This is a genomic window from Candidatus Sodalis endolongispinus (assembly GCF_018777395.1).
Classification (GTDB): domain Bacteria; phylum Pseudomonadota; class Gammaproteobacteria; order Enterobacterales; family Enterobacteriaceae; genus Sodalis_B; species Sodalis_B endolongispinus.
Genome location: NZ_JAFJYC010000001.1, coordinates 2,000,633 through 2,017,204 on the forward strand (window position 1 = coordinate 2,000,633; position 16,572 = coordinate 2,017,204).

The following is a 16,572-nucleotide window of genomic DNA, read 5'->3' on the forward strand; positions in this document are numbered from 1 at the left end:
AGTTACCGGCCCTGACGGCGCAGCAGCCAGATAAAATAAGGCGCGCCGATAAAGGTCGCCAGCAAGCCGGCGGGGATTTGGTTCGGGAGCATCACCATACGACCGCACCAATCGGCGAACATCATCAAGATGCCCCCTATCGCCGAGGCCATCAGCCCCTGCGCCACCGGTTTATGGAAGCCCAGCATGCGCGCCATATGCGGGGCCATCAGACCGATAAAGCTCAGGGGTCCCACCGTTAGCGTGGCGCCGGCGGTCAAAACGGCCGCCAAGAGCAAAATGGACAGCCGCGCCCGCACCAACGGCACGCCCAGCGACAGGGCGCTGGCGCTGCCCATCGGCAACAGTGTCAGCCAGCGTCGGCACAGCGGCACCAGCAGCAGCAGGCAAAACGCGGTTACCGCACTGAAGACCGCCTGTCGGGGGCCGACGCCGTAGGTCGAGCCTGATATCCACGACAGCAGCCCCCCCAGGCGCGGATCGCCGCTTATCAGCAGTAGCGTTATCAGCGTGGTGAACGCGGTGCCGATGGCAATGCCCGACAGCAACATGCGCTGCGGCGAAAAGTGACGACGCCCGGACACCAGGATTATCGCCCCCAGCGTCAGCGCGGCGCCAAGACTGCCCGCCGGCAATTGCCAGGCAAGCGCATCCCCTGGGATCAGCAGCATCACCAAGATGACCGCGCCGCAAGCGCCGGCGCTGATGCCCAGCACCTCAGGGCTGCCCATGTGATTGGCGGTCAGCTTCTGGATAAGGGTACCGGCGGTGGCCAGAACCAGCACCGCGCCCGCCCCCAACCACACCCATTGATAACGGCCCGGCGTTTGGTGCTGCAACATCTGGCCATCGGTAGCCGGCTGCACGCTATGGCGCAGCCGCGGCAGCAACCAGAGCAGCAACGGCGCGCCAATCAACGCGGTGGCGGCGCCGGTGGGCACTTCAGCCCAGACGTGGGCCAGCCACACCACCACTTGATCGGTCAGCCACAACAGTAATGCGCCGATTAGCGGCGCCAGGATCAGGCGATGCAGCAGCCGGCGCGCGCCCAGAAGCCGCGCCAGCAACGGCGCAAACAGGCCGACGAAGCCGACGATCCCCACCGCATTGACCAGCACCGCGCTTAAAACGATAGCCAGCAGCAGCGCCGCCAGCCGCGCCAGCGATAAGCCGAGGCCCAGATTGCGCGCTACGACGTCGTCTACCCCCAAAAGGGTCATCGGCCGCAACAGTAACAGCGCCAAAAGCCAAGCCAGGATCACCCGCGGCAGTAAGCCGGCAGCCACCTGCCAATCCTGCTGATTGAGTTAACCGCTGCTCCACAAAAACAGGTTTTGCAGATACTCGTAATGGAATAAAGCCAGCAAACTGTTAGCGGCACTGCTGTATAGGCTGACCACCAGGCCGGCCATAATCAAGGTCACCGGCGACATACGCCTGCCCCAGGCAACGCCAAACACCAGACCGCCCACCAGCAGCGCCCCCAACAGCGCCGCCAATTGCCGCGTGGTTTCGCCGCCGGGCAGTAACCACAGCGTGGCCACCGTCACGCCCAGTTTGGCGCCGCTGGCGACCCCCAGTGTCGACGGCTCTGCCAGCGGGTTACGCAACACCTGCTGAAACAAAACGCCCGCCAGCCCCAGCCCGCCTCCGACCAGCAACGCCACCGACAGCCGCGGCATCAAGCTGTAGTGAAAAATCAGTTGCGCCACCTCAGCGTTATCTGGCGCCAAAAGCGCTCCACACCAGCGCCCGGGCGGCGGCAGCGTGAGGGCATTATTGAGCGACACTGCCAGCGCCGCCAGCGCGAAAAAACCCAGCAGCGCGCAGTCTGACCCACGCTTACTCCTGCTGTGGCGTGATGGCGCTCCGAAAGTCATCCCGGTTTTCATGACCACTCCCCTTCCAGCCGCTCAAGCAGCCGGCAAAACCGCAGCGCCGCCAGAGTGGCGCCGTAAAACCAGATAGCCGGCGCCCGATGCCAGCTCTGTTGCCGCACAAAGGGGATCGCCTGCCACAAGGGTGTTTTGCTTATCCGCTGGCGCAGAGCGACGTCATCCTGCTCAAGAAGAATGGCGCGCCCAGGCGGTAACGCGATCAACTTTTCGATACCCACCACCGCGGTGCCCCAAAAATTGGTTTCGCCCTGCCACAGGTTGTCGATACCAAGCTGGTCCAGCACCTGCTGGAACAGATGGTTACGTCCCACCACCAGCGCATGACGCTCATCCATTACCGAAAAAACCAGCAGCGGCTGCCGCCGGTAAGAGGCGAGCGTCGGCGCCGCCTGCGCCAGTTGTCGGTCGAACCAGGCCAGATGCGCCGTGCCCAGCACCTCGCGATTCAGCCTTTGCGCCAATGCCATAATGGACACGCGCGCCATATCCAAATCGGTATAAGCGAAACCCATCGCGGGGGCCACGGCCTTCAGCTGTTCCGCGCGCGTGCCATAACCGGCGGAATACAGGATCAAGTCCGGCTGCAATTCCGCCAACAGCTCAAAATTGGGTGACGTGCGTTCACCGACATCGATCACCTCCGGCGGCAGCACAGGCTGCTGCACCCACTGGAGATAGGAAACCATGGCCGCCACCGCGATGGGCGTAATGACGAGGGCGAATAACAGTTCGGCCGGCAACCACTCGACCGCCACAACACGCGGCGCGTCGGGCAGTGGCGCGGCCAGCACCTGGCGCGCCAGCAACGGTGCCAGCATCATCGCACTTAATAACCGCCGGCGGGGGAGATTGGGGGGAGCTAACAGGCGCGCCATCAGTAGACAAAACTCACCGGCGCGCCGCCGCCGGGATGGGGCAGGATACCCATGGAAATACCGTAAATCCGTTCCAGCACGTCGCCGCACATCAGCGCCGAAGGTGACCCCTCGGCGATAAGCTGACCGTCACGCAACGCCGCCAGATGATCGCAGTAGCGCGCCGCCATATTGATATCGTGCAGCACGGCAATCACCGTCAGGCCACGCTGACGGCTAAGCCGCTGAACCAGCGCCAGCACCTCGACCTGATGGGCGATGTCCAGCGCCGAGGTCGGTTCATCGAGCAGCAGGCAGCGGCTGTCCTGCGCCATCGTCATCGCCAGCCAGGCGCGCTGCCGCTCGCTGCCGGACAAACTGTCCACCAACCGATCGGCAAGGCCCTCAAGCCCCACCAGTTCGATAGCCTGGTGCACATGCTCGCGATCGGCGACGCTGAAACGACCGAGCGCCCCATGCCATGGGTAACGCCCCAGCGCCACCAGTTCGCGTACCGTCATACCTTCCGCGGCAGGTAGCTGCTGCGGCAGATAGGCCACCTGGCGGGCAAAAGACTTACTCTCCCACTCCCCCAGCGGCCGGTCATTAAGCCGCGCTTCGCCGCTGCTAGCCGGTTGATGGCGGCCGAGGATCTTTAGCAGCGTCGATTTCCCGGAGCCATTATGGCCTATCAGACCGCAGACCTGTCCGGGTGGAAAGGAAAAATCCAGCGGATGCAGCAGCGTTCGACCGGGCACGGTAAGGCTGAGTCCGCGCAGGCTGAAATGAGCGTGTGAAGGTGGGTTTGCGTTAGGCATAGGCTCTATCTGATTCGCGGGCGCAACGGGCGCGTCCTGGCAAAAGGTAAGTGATATATCATGATGATGGCGGCAGTCCGGCACACATCGTCAGGGCGGCGGGTATCGTCTGTCGGGTATCCGGTGACAGCCCCTCGCGGCCGCTAACATAACGCGCGTGCATAAAAGTAAATGATAATTATTCAATTAGAGATAATGATATGCGTAACAGAAATCATTCCGCAAGCACAATTCGTGGCGTCACCGGCGCGTTACTGTCCGTGGTTTGCAAGGCGCCTGGCGTCAGGGTTTAAGGAGACGAAGAATGGTATCCACATTAAAGGCGAATCGCGCCTCAAGGGCGTCGGCGGCAACAAAGTTCTGGCCGTAGATCACTTCGAGTGTATAGCGATTGTTGAGATAATAATACCCGACCGACGCCATCGTAATATAGAGATGCCCCGGGTCGACCCCCGTGCGGAATACGCCGGCCGCCACCCCGCGATCGAGGATCCGTTTAATTCTATCGACAAAATCCACATGCAGCAGCGCAAAACGTGAAGACCGCTTAACGTGCACCGTTTTATGAAGATTTTCGCTATTCACCAGCGACATGAATTCCGGGCGCTTCAGATAATAGTTCCAGGTAAAACGCATCAGGGCGCAAATAGCGTCAACCGGCTCTAACTCATCCAGCTTCAGCGGTGCGCACATCGGTATAAATATCCTCCAGCACGGCCTGAAAGAGATCATCTTTGCTGTTGAAATACCCATAGATTAAGCGCTTGTTGACGCCCGCCTTTGCCGCGATACCATCAATCCGCGCGCCCCCCAACCCCAGGCGGGAGAATTCATCCATCGCCGCCGCCAGGATCAGCGCTTTGGTCTGCACCGGATCGCGCTGGCGCTTTTTCACGACGCTTTTTGTGGGCGGGTTCTGTGGCATACGCTCAGCTGAGTTATTCTATTTAAAGGAAAACTATACGCTAAATCTCGCTGCTTTGGCACCGTTCAGACAACATTATCCCCTGGACTGTCTCGCCCGCCGCCTGAAGTCAGCCCGCCGGCGACCCCGCCTGACCGCCCAGCTTGCCTTTTTCCCGCCGGCGGGCAGCGCAGAGCAATTAAATAGGCTCAGGAATATGATCACTATCCCACATTGACACTTTTTTCGCGCACTACGGAGGCTGAAATGCGCCGGGCTATTGAGGGCGACAAAAAGGGGTGCTAGCGTAAGTAACGAACCAGTTCGTTACATTGGGATAAGAGGAACGTTATGGCGCAACACCACGAGATAGAACTCAGGGTCGAACAGGGCATCGCCAGATTCACGCTCAACAAGCCCGCGACCCACAATGCGTTAACGCTTGATATGCTGCGCGCACTGGATGAGGGACTTGCCCAGTTGGAAGGGTTGGCGGAAATCAGACGCATTGTGATCGGTTCGGCCAGCGGGCGTTTTTTTTGCAGCGGCGCGGATATCAAAGAATGGGGGGATATCGACCCTGCACAAATGGGCAGCCGCTTCATCCGCGCCGGCAATCGCGTGTTCCGCCGTATCAGGTAAATGGATGTCCCTACTCTGGCGGTCCTGTCCAGTCATGCCTTGGGCGGCGGGCTAGAGCTGGCGCTGGCCTGTGATTTCCGCTATGCCGCCGAGGGGATCAAACTCGGCTTACCCGAGGCCACGCTTGGCGCCATCCCCGGCTGGATGGGCGCGCAACGTCTGTGCGCGCTGGCAGGAGCGGCAGAATGCATCAGCTGGTCATGTTGGGCGACACCTTTGACACGCAGCAGGCGCTGGCATGGTGGATCGTACATGAGGTGGTCGCCAAAGAGCAGCTTGAGGACCATGTGCAGGCTATCTGCGCACGGCTGGTTGCGCGCTCTCCCGCCGCGCTGGCGGTTGGCAAACGCCTTATGCGCATGATTGAACCACAGGCGTTGGATATCGCCCATGAATTCGCCGCCTCGGTGTGCAAAGGGACGGCAGATGCCCGGGAAGGCGTCGCCGCCTTTCGGGAGAAACGTCCGGCCAATTACCGTGACATTCAAGACAATGCCGCCTTTCCCCACACCGTTATCCGGCCGGGTAAGGCGACTAACAAGCAACGATAACGTCGCCACGCGAGGGGGGCAACGGTCTGCGGCCGATAACGCGTTATGCCATTAAGCGACGATCTTTTTATCTGACGTCAGTATGACTTTGAAGGTAATCACCATGAAAAACGTTTTAGTGCATTATCGGTGGCGTATCTGCGCCCTGCTGTTTATCGCCATCACCATCAATTACCTTGACCGTCAGGTGCTGGGTATCCTTAAACCCGAATTAGCGGCACGATTTCACTGGACCGAATCGGACTATGGCTACGTCGTGACGGTATTCGCCTTCTGCTATGCGCTGGGAATGATCTTCGCCGGCAAATTCGCCGATCGCTTTGGCGTCAAAATAGGGTATAGCGTCTGCGTCGTAATCTGGAGCCTGGCCTGCTGTGGCCATGCTTTTATCCGCAACATGCTGGGCTTCGGCGTCATGAGCGCCTTTCTCGGGCTGGCGGAGGCGGGCAGTTTTCCCTGCGCGGTCAAGGCGGTGTCGGAATGGTTTCCGCGCAAAGAGCAATCGCTCGCCGTCGGTATCATTACCTCCGGCACCAGTATTGGCGCCGTGTTGGCCCCGGCTCTGGTACCCTGGTTGGCGGTAAGTTACGGCTGGCAAAGCGCTTTTTTGCTGACCGGGATCCACGGGTTCATCTGGTTTGCCTTTTGGTATGTCATGTACCATGCGCCGCAGAAGCACTTGCGCGTCTCGCCGCAGGAATTAGAAGTGATCGGCCAGGACAAGAAGGCGGGTGAGGAACAGGATGACGGGCAAAGCGTTGGATGGTTCTCGCTATTTAAACACCGCGCCACCTGGTCCATTTTGGTGGGCAAAGGCATGACCGATCCTATCTGGTGGTTTTTACTGTTCTGGCTACCGTCCTATTTCAACAGCCGCTTCAATCTGGATTTGCAGCACCTCGGTCTGCCGCTGATCATTGTCTATATTTCCACCTCTATCGGCAGCGTGCTTGGCGGCGCCGCAGCGTCAAGACTTATCGCGCGCGGCTGGTCCGCCAGCCGAGCCCGCCAAACAACCATGCTGGGGCTTGCCGTGCTGGTGATGCCAATGATGGCGCGGCGCCGTGGATTAATAATATGTGGGTCATTGTCGGCTTGTTAAGCTTGACCGTGGCGGCGCATCAGGGCTGGTCGGCCAATATGTTCACTCTGGCCTCCGACATGTTTCCCAAACGGGTCGTGGCCTCGGTCGTGGGCATCGGCGGCATGTCGAGCGGCTTAACCTCCGCGCTTTTCCCGTTTGTGGTGGGCGCGGTGCTCGATCATTTCAACCTGTTGGGCAAAATCGGTCTGGGCTATAACCTGTTGTTTATCCTGTGCGGCGTCACCTATATCGCGGCATGGCTCTGCATGCGGTTTATCTACCCGTCGCAAGATAAAGTGTCCCTCGCGCAGACCGCCGTCCCGACCGCCCATACTACCGCGCGGCCAAGTTAATCCCCTGGTAAGAATGCAATGAAGTAACGACAAAGTTATAAAACTGTTATGTCGATCACCACTTACTTACTAGTAAGTAAGTATAACTAGTAACGCGCTACCCTGCGCTTGATAGGATTATGAGGACACACTATGAGCGACCTAATCGCTTTGTACCGGCACGGGGCCGTTGCCGAAGTGGTGATCAACCGGCCGGAAAAAATGAACGCCATGACGCCGGAAATGAGTGCGGCTCTGGCGTCGTTGTTCGCCCAGCTCAATGACGACGACGCGGTTCACGTCATCTTGCTGCGGGGAGAAGGCGAACGGGCATTCAGCGCCGGCAGCGATTTACGCACGCTGTCAAGCTACCGCTCGGCGATGGAGTTCCGTCATCGTACCGATTACGGCACTACCGGGCGCCGTGCGCGCAAGCCGGTAGTAGCCGCGCTGAAAGGCTGGGTACTGGGCGGCGGTCTAGAAATGATGCTGGCGGCGGATATTCGCGTCGCGGGTCACAGCGCCAAATTTGGCGCGCCTGAAGTCGTGCGCGGCTGGGTGGGCGGCGGCGGCGCCTCGCAGTTACTACCGCGGCTGGTGGGCTATGGTCAGGCGATGCGTTTACTGTTAAGCGGTGACACCATCGACGCGCAAGAGGCTTGGCGGCTAGGCTTAGTGGAATACCTGGTGGCGGATAATGACGTAAACGACACCGCCCTGACCTTATGCCAGCGGCTGGCTGAGCATCACCCGCTGGCGGTGCAGGCGTTGAAAAGCGCCGTTCGCGCCTCGTTATCGATGCCGCTGGAAGCCGGTATGCAATATGAAAATGAATTGACCACCTTATGTTTTGCCACGGGCAATTATCAACAAGGCGCGGCGACATTCAGCCAACAACGATCGTGACGAATACGGCGCCGGCTGGCATTCCCCGCGGGGAATATTTCGCCGCCCGCTATAACGGTTTTTCGCCGGCCGCCCTGCGGCAGCGATATAACCCCTAAGGCAAAACACTCTTCTTATTGTGCTGTAAGGAAGAACATCCCGTCCTGTGTGCAGGAGAACGTTCGATGAACCCGATATCGCAACAACCCGTGAGTATCGATAAAAAGGTCAAACGCGCAATCTTTGCGTCGACGCTGGGCACCATCATAGAGTGGTATGATTACGGACTGTATGCCGCGGCCTCCGGGCTAATTATCAATAAACTGTTCTTTCCTCAATTGAGCCAATTGGGCGGTATTCTGGCGGCGTTTGCCACCTTCGCCATTGTCTTCATTATTCGCCCGGTGGGCGGCGTAGTTATTTCCCACATCGGCGATAAGTTTGGCCGTAAACCGGCACTCATCTTCTGTATTTCGATTATGGGGGTGGCAACGGTGGGTGTGGGCCTGCTGCCGACCTGGCACAGTATCGGCATTTGGGCGCCAATATTACTCATCTTCCTGCGCATTCTGCAGGGTTTCGGCGCTGGCGCCGAATTGGCGGGGGCCATTACCCTGGTCGCAGAATACACGCCGGTCAATCGACGTGGCTTTTTTACCGCTATCCCCAATACCGCCACCAATTTTGGCGTATTAATCGCTACCCTGACGTTTTTGTTTTTTTCCTGGCTGCCGGAAGAAACGTTATTAGGCTGGGTATGGCGCGTCCCTTTCCTGCTGTCGGTGTTGTTGTTTGCGATTGCGCTTTATATTCGCGCCAAGCTGGATGATACGCCGGAATATGTGAATGCCATGGATAACGCGCAGCGTAAGCGCCAGCAGCAGCAGGCGCCGATACGCCAGTTATTTAAAGAAAGTCCCCGCGAGTTGCTGTGTGGTTTCTTTGCCATGGGGGGCATCAGGCGCTGACCTACGTCCTTAATACCTTTGCGCTGAGTTACATGATAAATACTCTCGGCATGTCGAAAACCGACGGTCTGCTGGTGTTGATCATCGCGTTGACCTTCACGCTTATCTGCGGGCCGATTGGCGGCTGGTTGGCCGATCGATACGGCAGCGCCAAAATATTTATTTGTGGCGCGTTGTTTGCGCTGTTTTTTGTCTACCCCCTGTTTTATCTGGTCGATACCAAAAATACCTTCTTAGCGGCGCTGGGCGTGAGTGCAATTTATGGCATCAGTTGGGGCTGCACCGGCGGTGCCCAGGGCGCGTTCCTCTCTAATTTATTTCCCACCCGTTATCGATTCTCCGGTATTGCCATGTGTCGGGAATTATCCGGCGCCCTTATCGGCGGGCCAACGCCTTTCATCGCTACGGCGCTGGTGGCGTTAGGAGGCGGCAGGCCGACGTGGGTCATGGTGTATTTAGGCGCGTTTTGTTTACTGTGATTGCCGTGGCGTTGGGCAAGCACTTATCACGCCACGATGAAGATCGCGCGCCGTTAGTGCAGCAAAAAAATAACGCCGAACCCGCGTCCTCTCTTTAACCGCGGCGTTAACGCCGCGGCTGGATTAACGCAGTGGATGGGCAGCAAATCGCAGTGCGTGGTTAAAACGATGCAAGGCATGGCCTGTTTACCCGCACCCTTGTGTAGACAGGGTTAATTATTGACGAGTGGAGAAAAATGATGCGGATTGTATCGGCCGATGACGCGGTCTCATTACTGCGCGATGGAGATACCCTCATGATCGGAGGATCGGGCGGGGTACATGCGGTACCCGAAGAGCTACTTGAAGCCGTGGAACGGCGTTTTCAGCAGCAGGGCTCTCCCCAGAGCCTTACCGCGCTTCATCCGGTGGGGATTGGCGATCGCGGCCAACGTGGCGCCTCGCGGCTGGCGCATCCTGGCCTGCTGAAACGCGTAGTATGCGGTACGCTGGTCGATTCCCCCGCCCTGGCGCAGCTGGCGCTGGCGAATGAGATCGAGGCCTGGACATTGCCCCAAGGCGTGCTGTCGCAGTTGACCCGCGAAATGGCCGCCGGCAGGCCTGGTTTGATAAGCCATGTCGGGCTGCATACTTTCGTGGATCCGCGCCTCGGCGGCGGCCGCCAGAGCGAGCGTTGCCAGGAAGAGTTAGTCAGCCTGATTGAAATCGCCGGTCGTGAGTGGCTTTATTATAAGCCTTTTCACGTCGATGTTGCCTTTTTGCGCGGCACCACGGCGGATGAAGACGGTAATATTACCATGGAGCAGGAGGCTATCTTCGGCGACATGCTGTCAATGGCGCAGGCAACCAAACGCTGTGGCGGTCTGGTCATTGTTCAGGTGAAACGCCTCGCCCGCCGTGGCACGCTGCCGAACAAGAATGTCAAGATACCGGCGATGCTGGTGGATCTGGTCGTGGTGGACGCACAGCAGGCCGTGACCTATCAAAGTCCGAACGATCCGGCGTTTACCGGCGAGTTCCGCATTCCGCTAAACGATTTTCCATTACTACCGCTGGATGAACGTAAAATCGTGGCGCGCCGCTGCGCCATGGAACTGTTACCCGGCGCCGTATGCAACGTGGGCTCAGGTATCTGTACCGGCATTGGTCTGGTGAGCGCGGAAGAGGACGTACTGGATGCGATTGTGCTCACCAACGAGCAGGGGATTATCGGCGGCACCCCTGCCGCCGGGCTGGACGCCGGCGCCGCGCGCAATTACAGCGCGCTGGTGGATCAGCCTTATCAGTTTGATTTCTACGATGGCGGCGGTATTGATATCGCCTTTCTTTCCGCGGCCGAAATCGACGCCGGCGGCAGCGTCAATATCAGCCGCTTCGCCAACAAACTTATCGGCGTCGGCGGGTTTATCAACATTAGTCAAAACGCCAAAAAAATGGTCTTCGGTGGCACCTTTACCGCCGGCGGCCTGCGCGCAGCCTGCGCCGATGGCCAGTTGCATATCGAACAATAGGGCGCCCACCGCAAGTTTGTCGCCGCCCTGCAACAGATTTCCTACAGCGGCCCCTACGCCTACCAGCAGGGTCAGACGGTGCTGTTCGTCACCGAGCGCGCCGTGTTCCGCGTGGTGGACGGCGCGCTGGAGTTAACGGAAATCGCGCCCGGTATCGACTTGGAACGCGACGTTTTGCAACAGATGGGCTTTCGCCCCCGCATCGCCGCCAGTTTCAAAACGATGGACGCCAGACTGTTTAAGCCGCAGCCGATGGGCCTGCATGAAGAGATGGCGGCGAAAACGCGCGCACGGCATCCGCGTCTCGCTCAACTTGCGCCGCAGGCACCGCTATGACGGCGTTAACGATTGACGGCAGTACGCGGCAGTACGGCATTGTGGGCGATCCCATCACGCAGGTGAAAACCCCTGAATTGATGAATGCGTTTTTCCAGCAAAACGGCATTAATACGGTCTGCGTGCCGCTGCAGGTGGCCGCCGCGACCTTTGACTCCAGCCTGCGCGGCATCATGGCGTTGGGCAATGTCGCGGGTCTGGTGATAACCGTGCCCCACAAGGTGCGCGCCTGCGCCCTGGCGGATACGCTGTCCGCGCAGGCGCAGCGGGTCGGCGCCGTGAATGTCCTTCGCCGCGACGCGCAAGGCGCATGGCTCGGCGATATGTTTGATGGCGCGGGGCTGGTCGCCGGCTTGCAGGCGGAGGTGTTTACGTTGCGCGGACAGCACGTTAAACAACTTGGCGGCAGCGGTGCCGCGGTGATCTTTGCCTTATTGGCGGCCGGCGTGGCCGCTTTGACGCTGTGCGATCCCAACGGCGACGCGGCGCAGGCGCAGGTAGACCGTATCAACGCCCATTATCCTAACGGGCCCGCACGCGTGAGCACCGCTCCTGCCGACCTAGACGGCATCGATCTGCTGATCAATTGCTCCCCTGTCGGGATGCAACCCGGCGAGGGCCTCCCTGCGCCCTTTACCGTGTTCAGTCCGGCGCTGCAGGCGGTGGATATCATTATGCATCCGCCCGAAACGCCGCTCATCGCGCGCTCTCGTCAGGCGTGCTGTCGGGCGACTAACGGCAGGCCGATGATTGAAGGACAACTGGCGGCATTCCTGACCTTTTTCGGTCTAAACGCTAAGGAGTCGCCATGCCGCCATTGACAGCGCAGCAGTTATCGCTCAATACCGCCACCCTTGGCCCCGGCGCGTCGCTGCGCGATGCCGTACGTGGCTGCCTCAAATATGGCTTCGGCGGCATCGCACCCTGGCGCGACAAGCTAGCCGAGGTGGGACTAGCGCCCGCATGCCGCCTGATACGCGATGCCGGCCTCCAGGTCAGCGGGCTGTGTCGCGGCGGCATGTTTCCCGCCGCCGACCGGGCGGCGCGGGAGAAAAACCGCGCCGATAATCTGCGGGCTATCGAGGAAGCCGCAGCGCTGGAAGCGGCGTGTCTGGTCCTGGTGGTCGGCGGCCTGCCCGCGGGCAGCAAAGATCTCATAGGCGCACGCCAGCAGGTCGAGGAAGGCATAGCGGAAATGCTGGCGCCGGCGCGCGCTGCAGGGGTGCGCCTGGCCATTGAGCCGCTGCATCCGATGTACGCAGGGGATCGCGCCTGCGTCAACACCCTCGCCCAGGCGCTGGCGCTTTGCGAGCGTCTGGGCCCGGAGGTGGGCATTGCCGCCGACGTGTATCACACCTGGTGGGATCCCGACGTCATCCCGCAATTACAGCGTGCGTGCCGGGCGCAACGGTTGCTGGCATTTCATCTCAGCGATTGGCTGGTACCCACCCAACACCTGTTGACCGACCGCGGCATGATGGGCGATGGCGTCATCGATTTGCCGCGGCTGTGCCAAAGCGTGGCCGACGCCGGCTATCGCGGCCTGTATGAAGTGGAAATCTTCTCCGCCGACCATTGGTGGCGGCAGCCGGTCGATGTGACGTTAAGCACCCTCCTGCAACGATTGCCCATGCTAAACAGTAAAGAGGACCACAATGAAAATCGATGACTCTCTGACCCCCGCCAATCTGTTACCCGCCATTGAACGCATGTGGGCACTCTCGGCTAACAAAATCAGCGCGCTCGACACCAGTTTCGATTATTCCCGGGGGGCGCCGGTGCATACCGTCGCCGGACGCTATCAGCCCAAAGGCTGGAAGGATTGGACCCAAGGGTTTGCCTACGGCAGCGCACTGCTCCAGTTCGATGCCACCGGCGAACGGCAGTTCCTGGATAACGCGCTGGCGCGCATCCGCGACGACATGCCGCAACATATCACCCATTTTGGCGTGCTCGACCATGGCTTCAATCAGGTCAGCACCTACGGTAATCTGCTGCGCCTGGTGGCCGAGGGCAAACTGCCGGCCGAGCCGGGTAGGCTGGACTATTACCGCCTGGCTATCCGCTGTTCAGGGGCGGTGCAGGCCTATCGCTGGACCGCGCTCGGCGCCGGCGAAGGGTTTATCCACTCCTTTAACGGCGCGCATTCCCTGTTTATCGATACGCTGCGTACCCTACGGGTGTTGCTGTTGGCGCACGACCTGGGACAGGTCATGAAAATCGAGGGCGATGAGGCCGTCTCGCTGCTGGATCGCGCCGTAGCGCATGCCCTCACCAGCGCACGCTATTTCATTTTCTATAACGAAGGGCGGGATATTTACGATATTCGCGGCCGGACGGCGCACGAAGCCCTTTTTAACCCGCGCAACGGCGCTTTTCGCTGCGTGGGGACCCAGCAAGGCTATTCCGGTTTCTCCACCTGGACCCGCGGGCTAAGCTGGGCGATATGCGGCTTCGCCGAACTGCTAGAGTATCTGCACGCGCTGCCCGCCGACCGATGGCGCGCCTCGCAAGACAGAGCCAGTACCGTGGCGACGCTGGAAAAAGCCGCCGCCGTGTGCGATTTTTATCTGGCGTACACCACCCTTGATGGCATCCCCTACTGGGACACCGGCGCCCCCGGTCTTGCGGCGCTAGATACGCCCTACGAGCGCTACTCGGACCCGGCCAACGCCGTCGAACCCGTCGACAGCTCCGCGGCGGCGATTGCGGCGCAGGGGCTGTTGCGATTCGGCGCCTGGCTCGGCGCCAATCAACGCGCCGGCGCGCAACGCTATCGTCAGGCGGGATTAACGGTGCTGCAAACGCTGTTGGACGACCGGTATCTCAGCCTGGCTCCGCAGCACCATGGATTATTGCTGCACAGTTAATATCATCGTCCTAACGGCTGGGATTATGTGCCCGCAGGCCACCAAAACCCGTTCGGCGAAGCTACCCAGTGGGGGGACTATCATCTGCGCGAGCTGGCGCTCTATGTCCAGCGTTTGGCGGACAATGGACCCTACCTGACCTTTTTCAGCACCTCAGGAGACGCCTAATGCCGCCGCAATACCCGACCGCCACCGCAATGATTACCGGCGGACGCCGGGGGATTGGCTTTGCCATCGCCAAACGACTGGCGGCCGCCGGCCACGCCATCGCCATTACCGGCAGCGGTGGCAGTGATGCGCCAACGCGCGCCGCCGTGGCGGAACTCGAAGAATACGGCGTACCGGTGCGTTATTTCAAAAGCGACATCGCCGCGCCGGCGGATCATGCCGCCGTGCTGGACAGCATCGAGCAGCAGTTGGGACCGATCGCCGTACTGGTTGCCAACGCCGGCATCGCGCCGCCTGAGCGGCTTGATGTGCTGGACACTACGGCGGCGAACTTCGACGCCGTGCTAAACACCAACTTGCGCGGCGCGTTTTTCCTCGCCCAGGCGGTGGCCAAGCGCATGCTGACCCGCACGGCCGCAGAGGGTGAGCGCAGCATCGTGTTTATTTCCTCTTGCTCCGCGCAAATGGCATCGGTGAACCGGCTGGAGTATTGCATTGCCAAAGCGGGCCTTGCCATGGTGGCGCAGGGACTGGCGGCGCGCCTGGCCGCAGACGGCATCGGGGTGTTTGAGGTCCGGCCGGGCATTATTCGCACCGATATGACCGCCGGCGTGAACGAAAAATATGACCGTTTGATCGCTGACGGCCTGGTGCCTGCACAGCGCTGGGGGCGAGGGGAAGATATCGCCGCGGCCGTCGCCATGCTTATCAAACCCGAGGCATTTTTCGCCACCGGCTCGGTTATCCATGCCAACGGCGGTTTAACGCTGCAGCGCTTATAACTCTGCGCCAACGCCAAGGGCGAGCGGCGCGCCAAACACAGGAGGCACTATGTCACAATCCGCTACCGTCCCCGCCTCTGGACGGCGGTTACCGGCCGGCGAATATGGTTATGCCGATTTGCAGGCAGGCGATCGTTATGACACCCGGGCGATCACCCTGACGGAGTCGCATATTGTGGCTTTCGCGGGCATTACCGGCGATTTTTTTGACGTGCATATGGATGATACTTTCGCCCGGTAGCAGGGATTTCCGGGGCGTATCGCCCATGGCTTATTGGGGCTAGCGCTTATCGATGGCTTAAAGACCCGCTCGGCCGTACGGTTGTGCGGTATCGCAACCCTGGGCTGGAACTGGACATTCTGCGCGCCACTGCTGCCCGGCGATCGCATTTACGCCGAGATTACCGTGGTGAGCAAACGTTCGACCAAACGTGCCGACAGGGGCATTGTTACCTTTGGTCTGCGGATGATCAATCAGCATCAGGCTATCGTGCAGCAAGGCGAAACCCTATTAATGATGCGGCACTAATCCCGCCCTATGACGCCTGACGCGGCGTCTTCGTCCTGAAGCGCCGCCCGGCTCTTGTTGCGCAAAATGACGCGCGGTGTTTTGCTATCCCCCTGAAAAAATGCTAAATATTCTGCCTGCCTTCTCCGTTTAATTATATCGTGCAGAAAACGCCATCTAGTTGCAAGGCGCAGTGGCATTCGCTGGCCTCGAGGGGATTATGTCAAAACCAGAATACAGCCAGGGCCTGACAACCAGCAGTTCAATGCAGGAAAAGATCAAAAATGTTACGCGCAACTTACTGATTGCCCATGGTTATCATAAAACGACTTTCGGCGTTATCGCTAAAGCCTTACAAATAACAACCACCAATATTCATTATCACTTCGGTAATAAAAATCATCTGGTGGAAATCGTAGTGCGGGAATATGTGGCCGAAGCCAAAAAAAATCACAGTATTATTTGGCTGGATACCACCACCACGCTGGAACAAAAAGTGGCCCAAGTGGTCGCGTACAATTATCGGCTATACCGCAAATATAATCTTGATGATAAAGGCAAGCATCCCTGGAGTTTAATCGGCCGGCTGCGCCTTGAAAGCGATGTGCTGAGCGATGCCGCCTGCCGTTCTCTTGCGTCGTTCACCGAGACCATGCAGGAGGTGATTAGCCAGGCGGTGGAATATGCCTGGCAGCAGGGACAGTTGAAGGCGGATACGCCGCGGCAAGATCTGGTGTTCCTGCTGACCAATCTGGTGGACAGCTCATCGGCGTTTGCCCAGGATGCGGGAAGTTTTGCTCGCCTGGAGCAATTCTTCACCTCCTTCTCCCGGGTGGTGCTGTCGGTCTATACCCGCGAGCCGCACGGCAGCGACGCCAAACGCCCGGAATGAGGGCAGCGCCGGGGCCGTGCGAGGTGATGCGACGGGCTTACCGGACAACGCGCTGTTAAGGCGCCCGCTGCCCGACGGCGCACCGCCCGC

The 16,572-nt window shown here is 59.7% G+C and carries 19 protein-coding genes and 3 pseudogenes; 17 read left to right on the forward strand and 5 right to left on the reverse strand.

The genetic code is table 11. From position 1 onward, the window contains the following. Positions 1 to 2 precede the first annotated feature (2 nt). The 5 genes and pseudogenes from JZM24_RS09745 to JZM24_RS18620 form a co-directional block, all read right to left on the reverse strand. A pseudogene (locus tag JZM24_RS09745) lies at positions 3 to 1,880 on the reverse strand (iron ABC transporter permease). 8 nt (positions 1,881 to 1,888) lie between these two features. Next, complete coding sequence (gene fhuD / locus JZM24_RS09750; protein WP_215669494.1) at positions 1,889 to 2,773, reverse strand: Fe(3+)-hydroxamate ABC transporter substrate-binding protein FhuD; 885 nt, start codon at positions 2,771 to 2,773, stop codon at positions 1,889 to 1,891. Then, complete coding sequence (gene fhuC, locus JZM24_RS09755) at positions 2,773 to 3,570, reverse strand: Fe3+-hydroxamate ABC transporter ATP-binding protein FhuC (RefSeq protein WP_215669495.1); 798 nt, start codon at positions 3,568 to 3,570, stop codon at positions 2,773 to 2,775. Before fhuC ends, fhuD begins: the two co-directional genes overlap by 1 nt. Before the next feature lie 282 nt (positions 3,571 to 3,852). Beyond that, the gene (locus JZM24_RS18615; RefSeq protein WP_246579932.1) at positions 3,853 to 4,263 is read right to left on the reverse strand and encodes a hypothetical protein; all 411 of its coding nucleotides are present in this window, start codon (positions 4,261 to 4,263) and stop codon (positions 3,853 to 3,855) included. After that, complete coding sequence (locus JZM24_RS18620; protein WP_246579933.1) at positions 4,238 to 4,495, reverse strand: TetR/AcrR family transcriptional regulator; 258 nt, start codon at positions 4,493 to 4,495, stop codon at positions 4,238 to 4,240. Before JZM24_RS18620 ends, JZM24_RS18615 begins: the two co-directional genes overlap by 26 nt. Before the next feature lie 330 nt (positions 4,496 to 4,825). Here JZM24_RS18620 and JZM24_RS19160 point away from each other — a divergent pair. The 17 genes and pseudogenes from JZM24_RS19160 to JZM24_RS09840 all read left to right on the forward strand — a co-directional run. Further along, positions 4,826 to 5,287 (forward strand): annotated as a pseudogene (locus JZM24_RS19160) (enoyl-CoA hydratase/isomerase family protein); the annotation flags it as partial. A 14-nt stretch (positions 5,288 to 5,301) separates the two neighbouring features. Next, the gene (locus JZM24_RS19165; RefSeq protein WP_215669497.1) at positions 5,302 to 5,667 is read left to right on the forward strand and encodes an enoyl-CoA hydratase/isomerase family protein; all 366 of its coding nucleotides are present in this window, start codon (positions 5,302 to 5,304) and stop codon (positions 5,665 to 5,667) included. Positions 5,668 to 5,770: 103 nt separating this feature from the next. Then, entirely contained in the window at positions 5,771 to 6,769 is a 999-nt protein-coding gene (locus tag JZM24_RS09775; RefSeq protein ID WP_215669498.1) for an MFS transporter, read from the forward strand. Next, the gene (locus JZM24_RS09780) at positions 6,745 to 7,104 is read left to right on the forward strand and encodes an MFS transporter (protein WP_215669499.1); all 360 of its coding nucleotides are present in this window, start codon (positions 6,745 to 6,747) and stop codon (positions 7,102 to 7,104) included. The genes JZM24_RS09775 and JZM24_RS09780 overlap by 25 nt, the downstream gene beginning before the upstream one ends. Positions 7,105 to 7,236: 132 nt before the next feature. Then, entirely contained in the window at positions 7,237 to 7,989 is a 753-nt protein-coding gene (locus tag JZM24_RS09785) for an enoyl-CoA hydratase/isomerase family protein (protein ID WP_215669500.1), read from the forward strand. A 164-nt stretch (positions 7,990 to 8,153) separates the two neighbouring features. Then, a complete protein-coding gene (locus tag JZM24_RS09790) occupies positions 8,154 to 8,936 on the forward strand; it encodes an MFS transporter (RefSeq protein ID WP_215669501.1) in 783 nt (260 codons plus the stop codon). Between the two features lie 32 nt (positions 8,937 to 8,968). Continuing rightward, the gene (locus JZM24_RS09795) at positions 8,969 to 9,415 is read left to right on the forward strand and encodes an MFS transporter (protein ID WP_215669502.1); all 447 of its coding nucleotides are present in this window, start codon (positions 8,969 to 8,971) and stop codon (positions 9,413 to 9,415) included. Between the two features lie 236 nt (positions 9,416 to 9,651). Continuing rightward, a complete protein-coding gene (locus tag JZM24_RS09800) occupies positions 9,652 to 10,926 on the forward strand; it encodes an acyl CoA:acetate/3-ketoacid CoA transferase (RefSeq protein ID WP_215669503.1) in 1,275 nt (424 codons plus the stop codon). Between the two features lie 78 nt (positions 10,927 to 11,004). Then, on the forward strand, positions 11,005 to 11,262 hold the full coding sequence (locus JZM24_RS09805) for a hypothetical protein (RefSeq protein ID WP_215669504.1): 258 nt from the start codon (positions 11,005 to 11,007) through the stop codon (positions 11,260 to 11,262). Further along, entirely contained in the window at positions 11,259 to 12,083 is an 825-nt protein-coding gene (locus JZM24_RS09810; RefSeq protein ID WP_215669505.1) for a shikimate dehydrogenase family protein, read from the forward strand. The genes JZM24_RS09805 and JZM24_RS09810 overlap by 4 nt, the downstream gene beginning before the upstream one ends. Beyond that, the gene (locus JZM24_RS09815) at positions 12,071 to 12,931 is read left to right on the forward strand and encodes a sugar phosphate isomerase/epimerase family protein (RefSeq protein ID WP_215669506.1); all 861 of its coding nucleotides are present in this window, start codon (positions 12,071 to 12,073) and stop codon (positions 12,929 to 12,931) included. Before JZM24_RS09810 ends, JZM24_RS09815 begins: the two co-directional genes overlap by 13 nt. Next, positions 12,918 to 14,132, forward strand: coding sequence for a glycoside hydrolase family 88 protein (locus tag JZM24_RS09820; RefSeq protein WP_215669507.1), 1,215 nt, complete (start codon positions 12,918 to 12,920; stop codon positions 14,130 to 14,132). Before JZM24_RS09815 ends, JZM24_RS09820 begins: the two co-directional genes overlap by 14 nt. Before the next feature lie 27 nt (positions 14,133 to 14,159). After that, positions 14,160 to 14,300, forward strand: coding sequence for a hypothetical protein (locus tag JZM24_RS09825; protein WP_215669508.1), 141 nt, complete (start codon positions 14,160 to 14,162; stop codon positions 14,298 to 14,300). After that, positions 14,300 to 15,082, forward strand: coding sequence for a 3-ketoacyl-ACP reductase (locus JZM24_RS09830; RefSeq protein WP_215669509.1), 783 nt, complete (start codon positions 14,300 to 14,302; stop codon positions 15,080 to 15,082). Before JZM24_RS09825 ends, JZM24_RS09830 begins: the two co-directional genes overlap by 1 nt. A gap of 49 nt (positions 15,083 to 15,131) precedes the next feature. Beyond that, positions 15,132 to 15,323 (forward strand): MaoC/PaaZ C-terminal domain-containing protein, encoded by a 192-nt coding sequence (locus tag JZM24_RS19415; RefSeq protein WP_312884965.1) that lies wholly within the window; start codon positions 15,132 to 15,134, stop codon positions 15,321 to 15,323. 15 nt (positions 15,324 to 15,338) lie between these two features. Next, positions 15,339 to 15,611 (forward strand): annotated as a pseudogene (locus JZM24_RS19420) (MaoC/PaaZ C-terminal domain-containing protein); the annotation flags it as partial. 199 nt (positions 15,612 to 15,810) lie between these two features. Further along, positions 15,811 to 16,482: a TetR/AcrR family transcriptional regulator gene (locus tag JZM24_RS09840; RefSeq protein ID WP_246579934.1), complete on the forward strand. Its 672-nt coding sequence runs from the start codon at positions 15,811 to 15,813 to the stop codon at positions 16,480 to 16,482. Positions 16,483 to 16,572 lie beyond the last annotated feature (90 nt).

Coding starts and splice junctions, on each gene's coding strand:
- JZM24_RS09775 (WP_215669498.1), top strand. CDS start 5,771: ATGAAAAACGTTTTAGTGCATTATCGGTGGCGTATCTGCGCCCTGCTG.
- JZM24_RS09810 (WP_215669505.1), top strand. CDS start 11,259: ATGACGGCGTTAACGATTGACGGCAGTACGCGGCAGTACGGCATTGTG.
- fhuC (WP_215669495.1), bottom strand. CDS start 3,570: ATGCCTAACGCAAACCCACCTTCACACGCTCATTTCAGCCTGCGCGGA.
- JZM24_RS19415 (WP_312884965.1), top strand. CDS start 15,132: ATGTCACAATCCGCTACCGTCCCCGCCTCTGGACGGCGGTTACCGGCC.
- JZM24_RS09800 (WP_215669503.1), top strand. CDS start 9,652: ATGATGCGGATTGTATCGGCCGATGACGCGGTCTCATTACTGCGCGAT.
- JZM24_RS18615 (WP_246579932.1), bottom strand. CDS start 4,263: ATGTGCGCACCGCTGAAGCTGGATGAGTTAGAGCCGGTTGACGCTATT.
- JZM24_RS18620 (WP_246579933.1), bottom strand. CDS start 4,495: ATGCCACAGAACCCGCCCACAAAAAGCGTCGTGAAAAAGCGCCAGCGC.
- JZM24_RS09820 (WP_215669507.1), top strand. CDS start 12,918: ATGAAAATCGATGACTCTCTGACCCCCGCCAATCTGTTACCCGCCATT.
- JZM24_RS19165 (WP_215669497.1), top strand. CDS start 5,302: ATGCATCAGCTGGTCATGTTGGGCGACACCTTTGACACGCAGCAGGCG.
- JZM24_RS09840 (WP_246579934.1), top strand. CDS start 15,811: ATGTCAAAACCAGAATACAGCCAGGGCCTGACAACCAGCAGTTCAATG.
- JZM24_RS09815 (WP_215669506.1), top strand. CDS start 12,071: ATGCCGCCATTGACAGCGCAGCAGTTATCGCTCAATACCGCCACCCTT.
- JZM24_RS09795 (WP_215669502.1), top strand. CDS start 8,969: ATGATAAATACTCTCGGCATGTCGAAAACCGACGGTCTGCTGGTGTTG.
- JZM24_RS09790 (WP_215669501.1), top strand. CDS start 8,154: ATGAACCCGATATCGCAACAACCCGTGAGTATCGATAAAAAGGTCAAA.
- fhuD (WP_215669494.1), bottom strand. CDS start 2,773: ATGGCGCGCCTGTTAGCTCCCCCCAATCTCCCCCGCCGGCGGTTATTA.
- JZM24_RS09830 (WP_215669509.1), top strand. CDS start 14,300: ATGCCGCCGCAATACCCGACCGCCACCGCAATGATTACCGGCGGACGC.
- JZM24_RS09780 (WP_215669499.1), top strand. CDS start 6,745: ATGTGGGTCATTGTCGGCTTGTTAAGCTTGACCGTGGCGGCGCATCAG.
- JZM24_RS09785 (WP_215669500.1), top strand. CDS start 7,237: ATGAGCGACCTAATCGCTTTGTACCGGCACGGGGCCGTTGCCGAAGTG.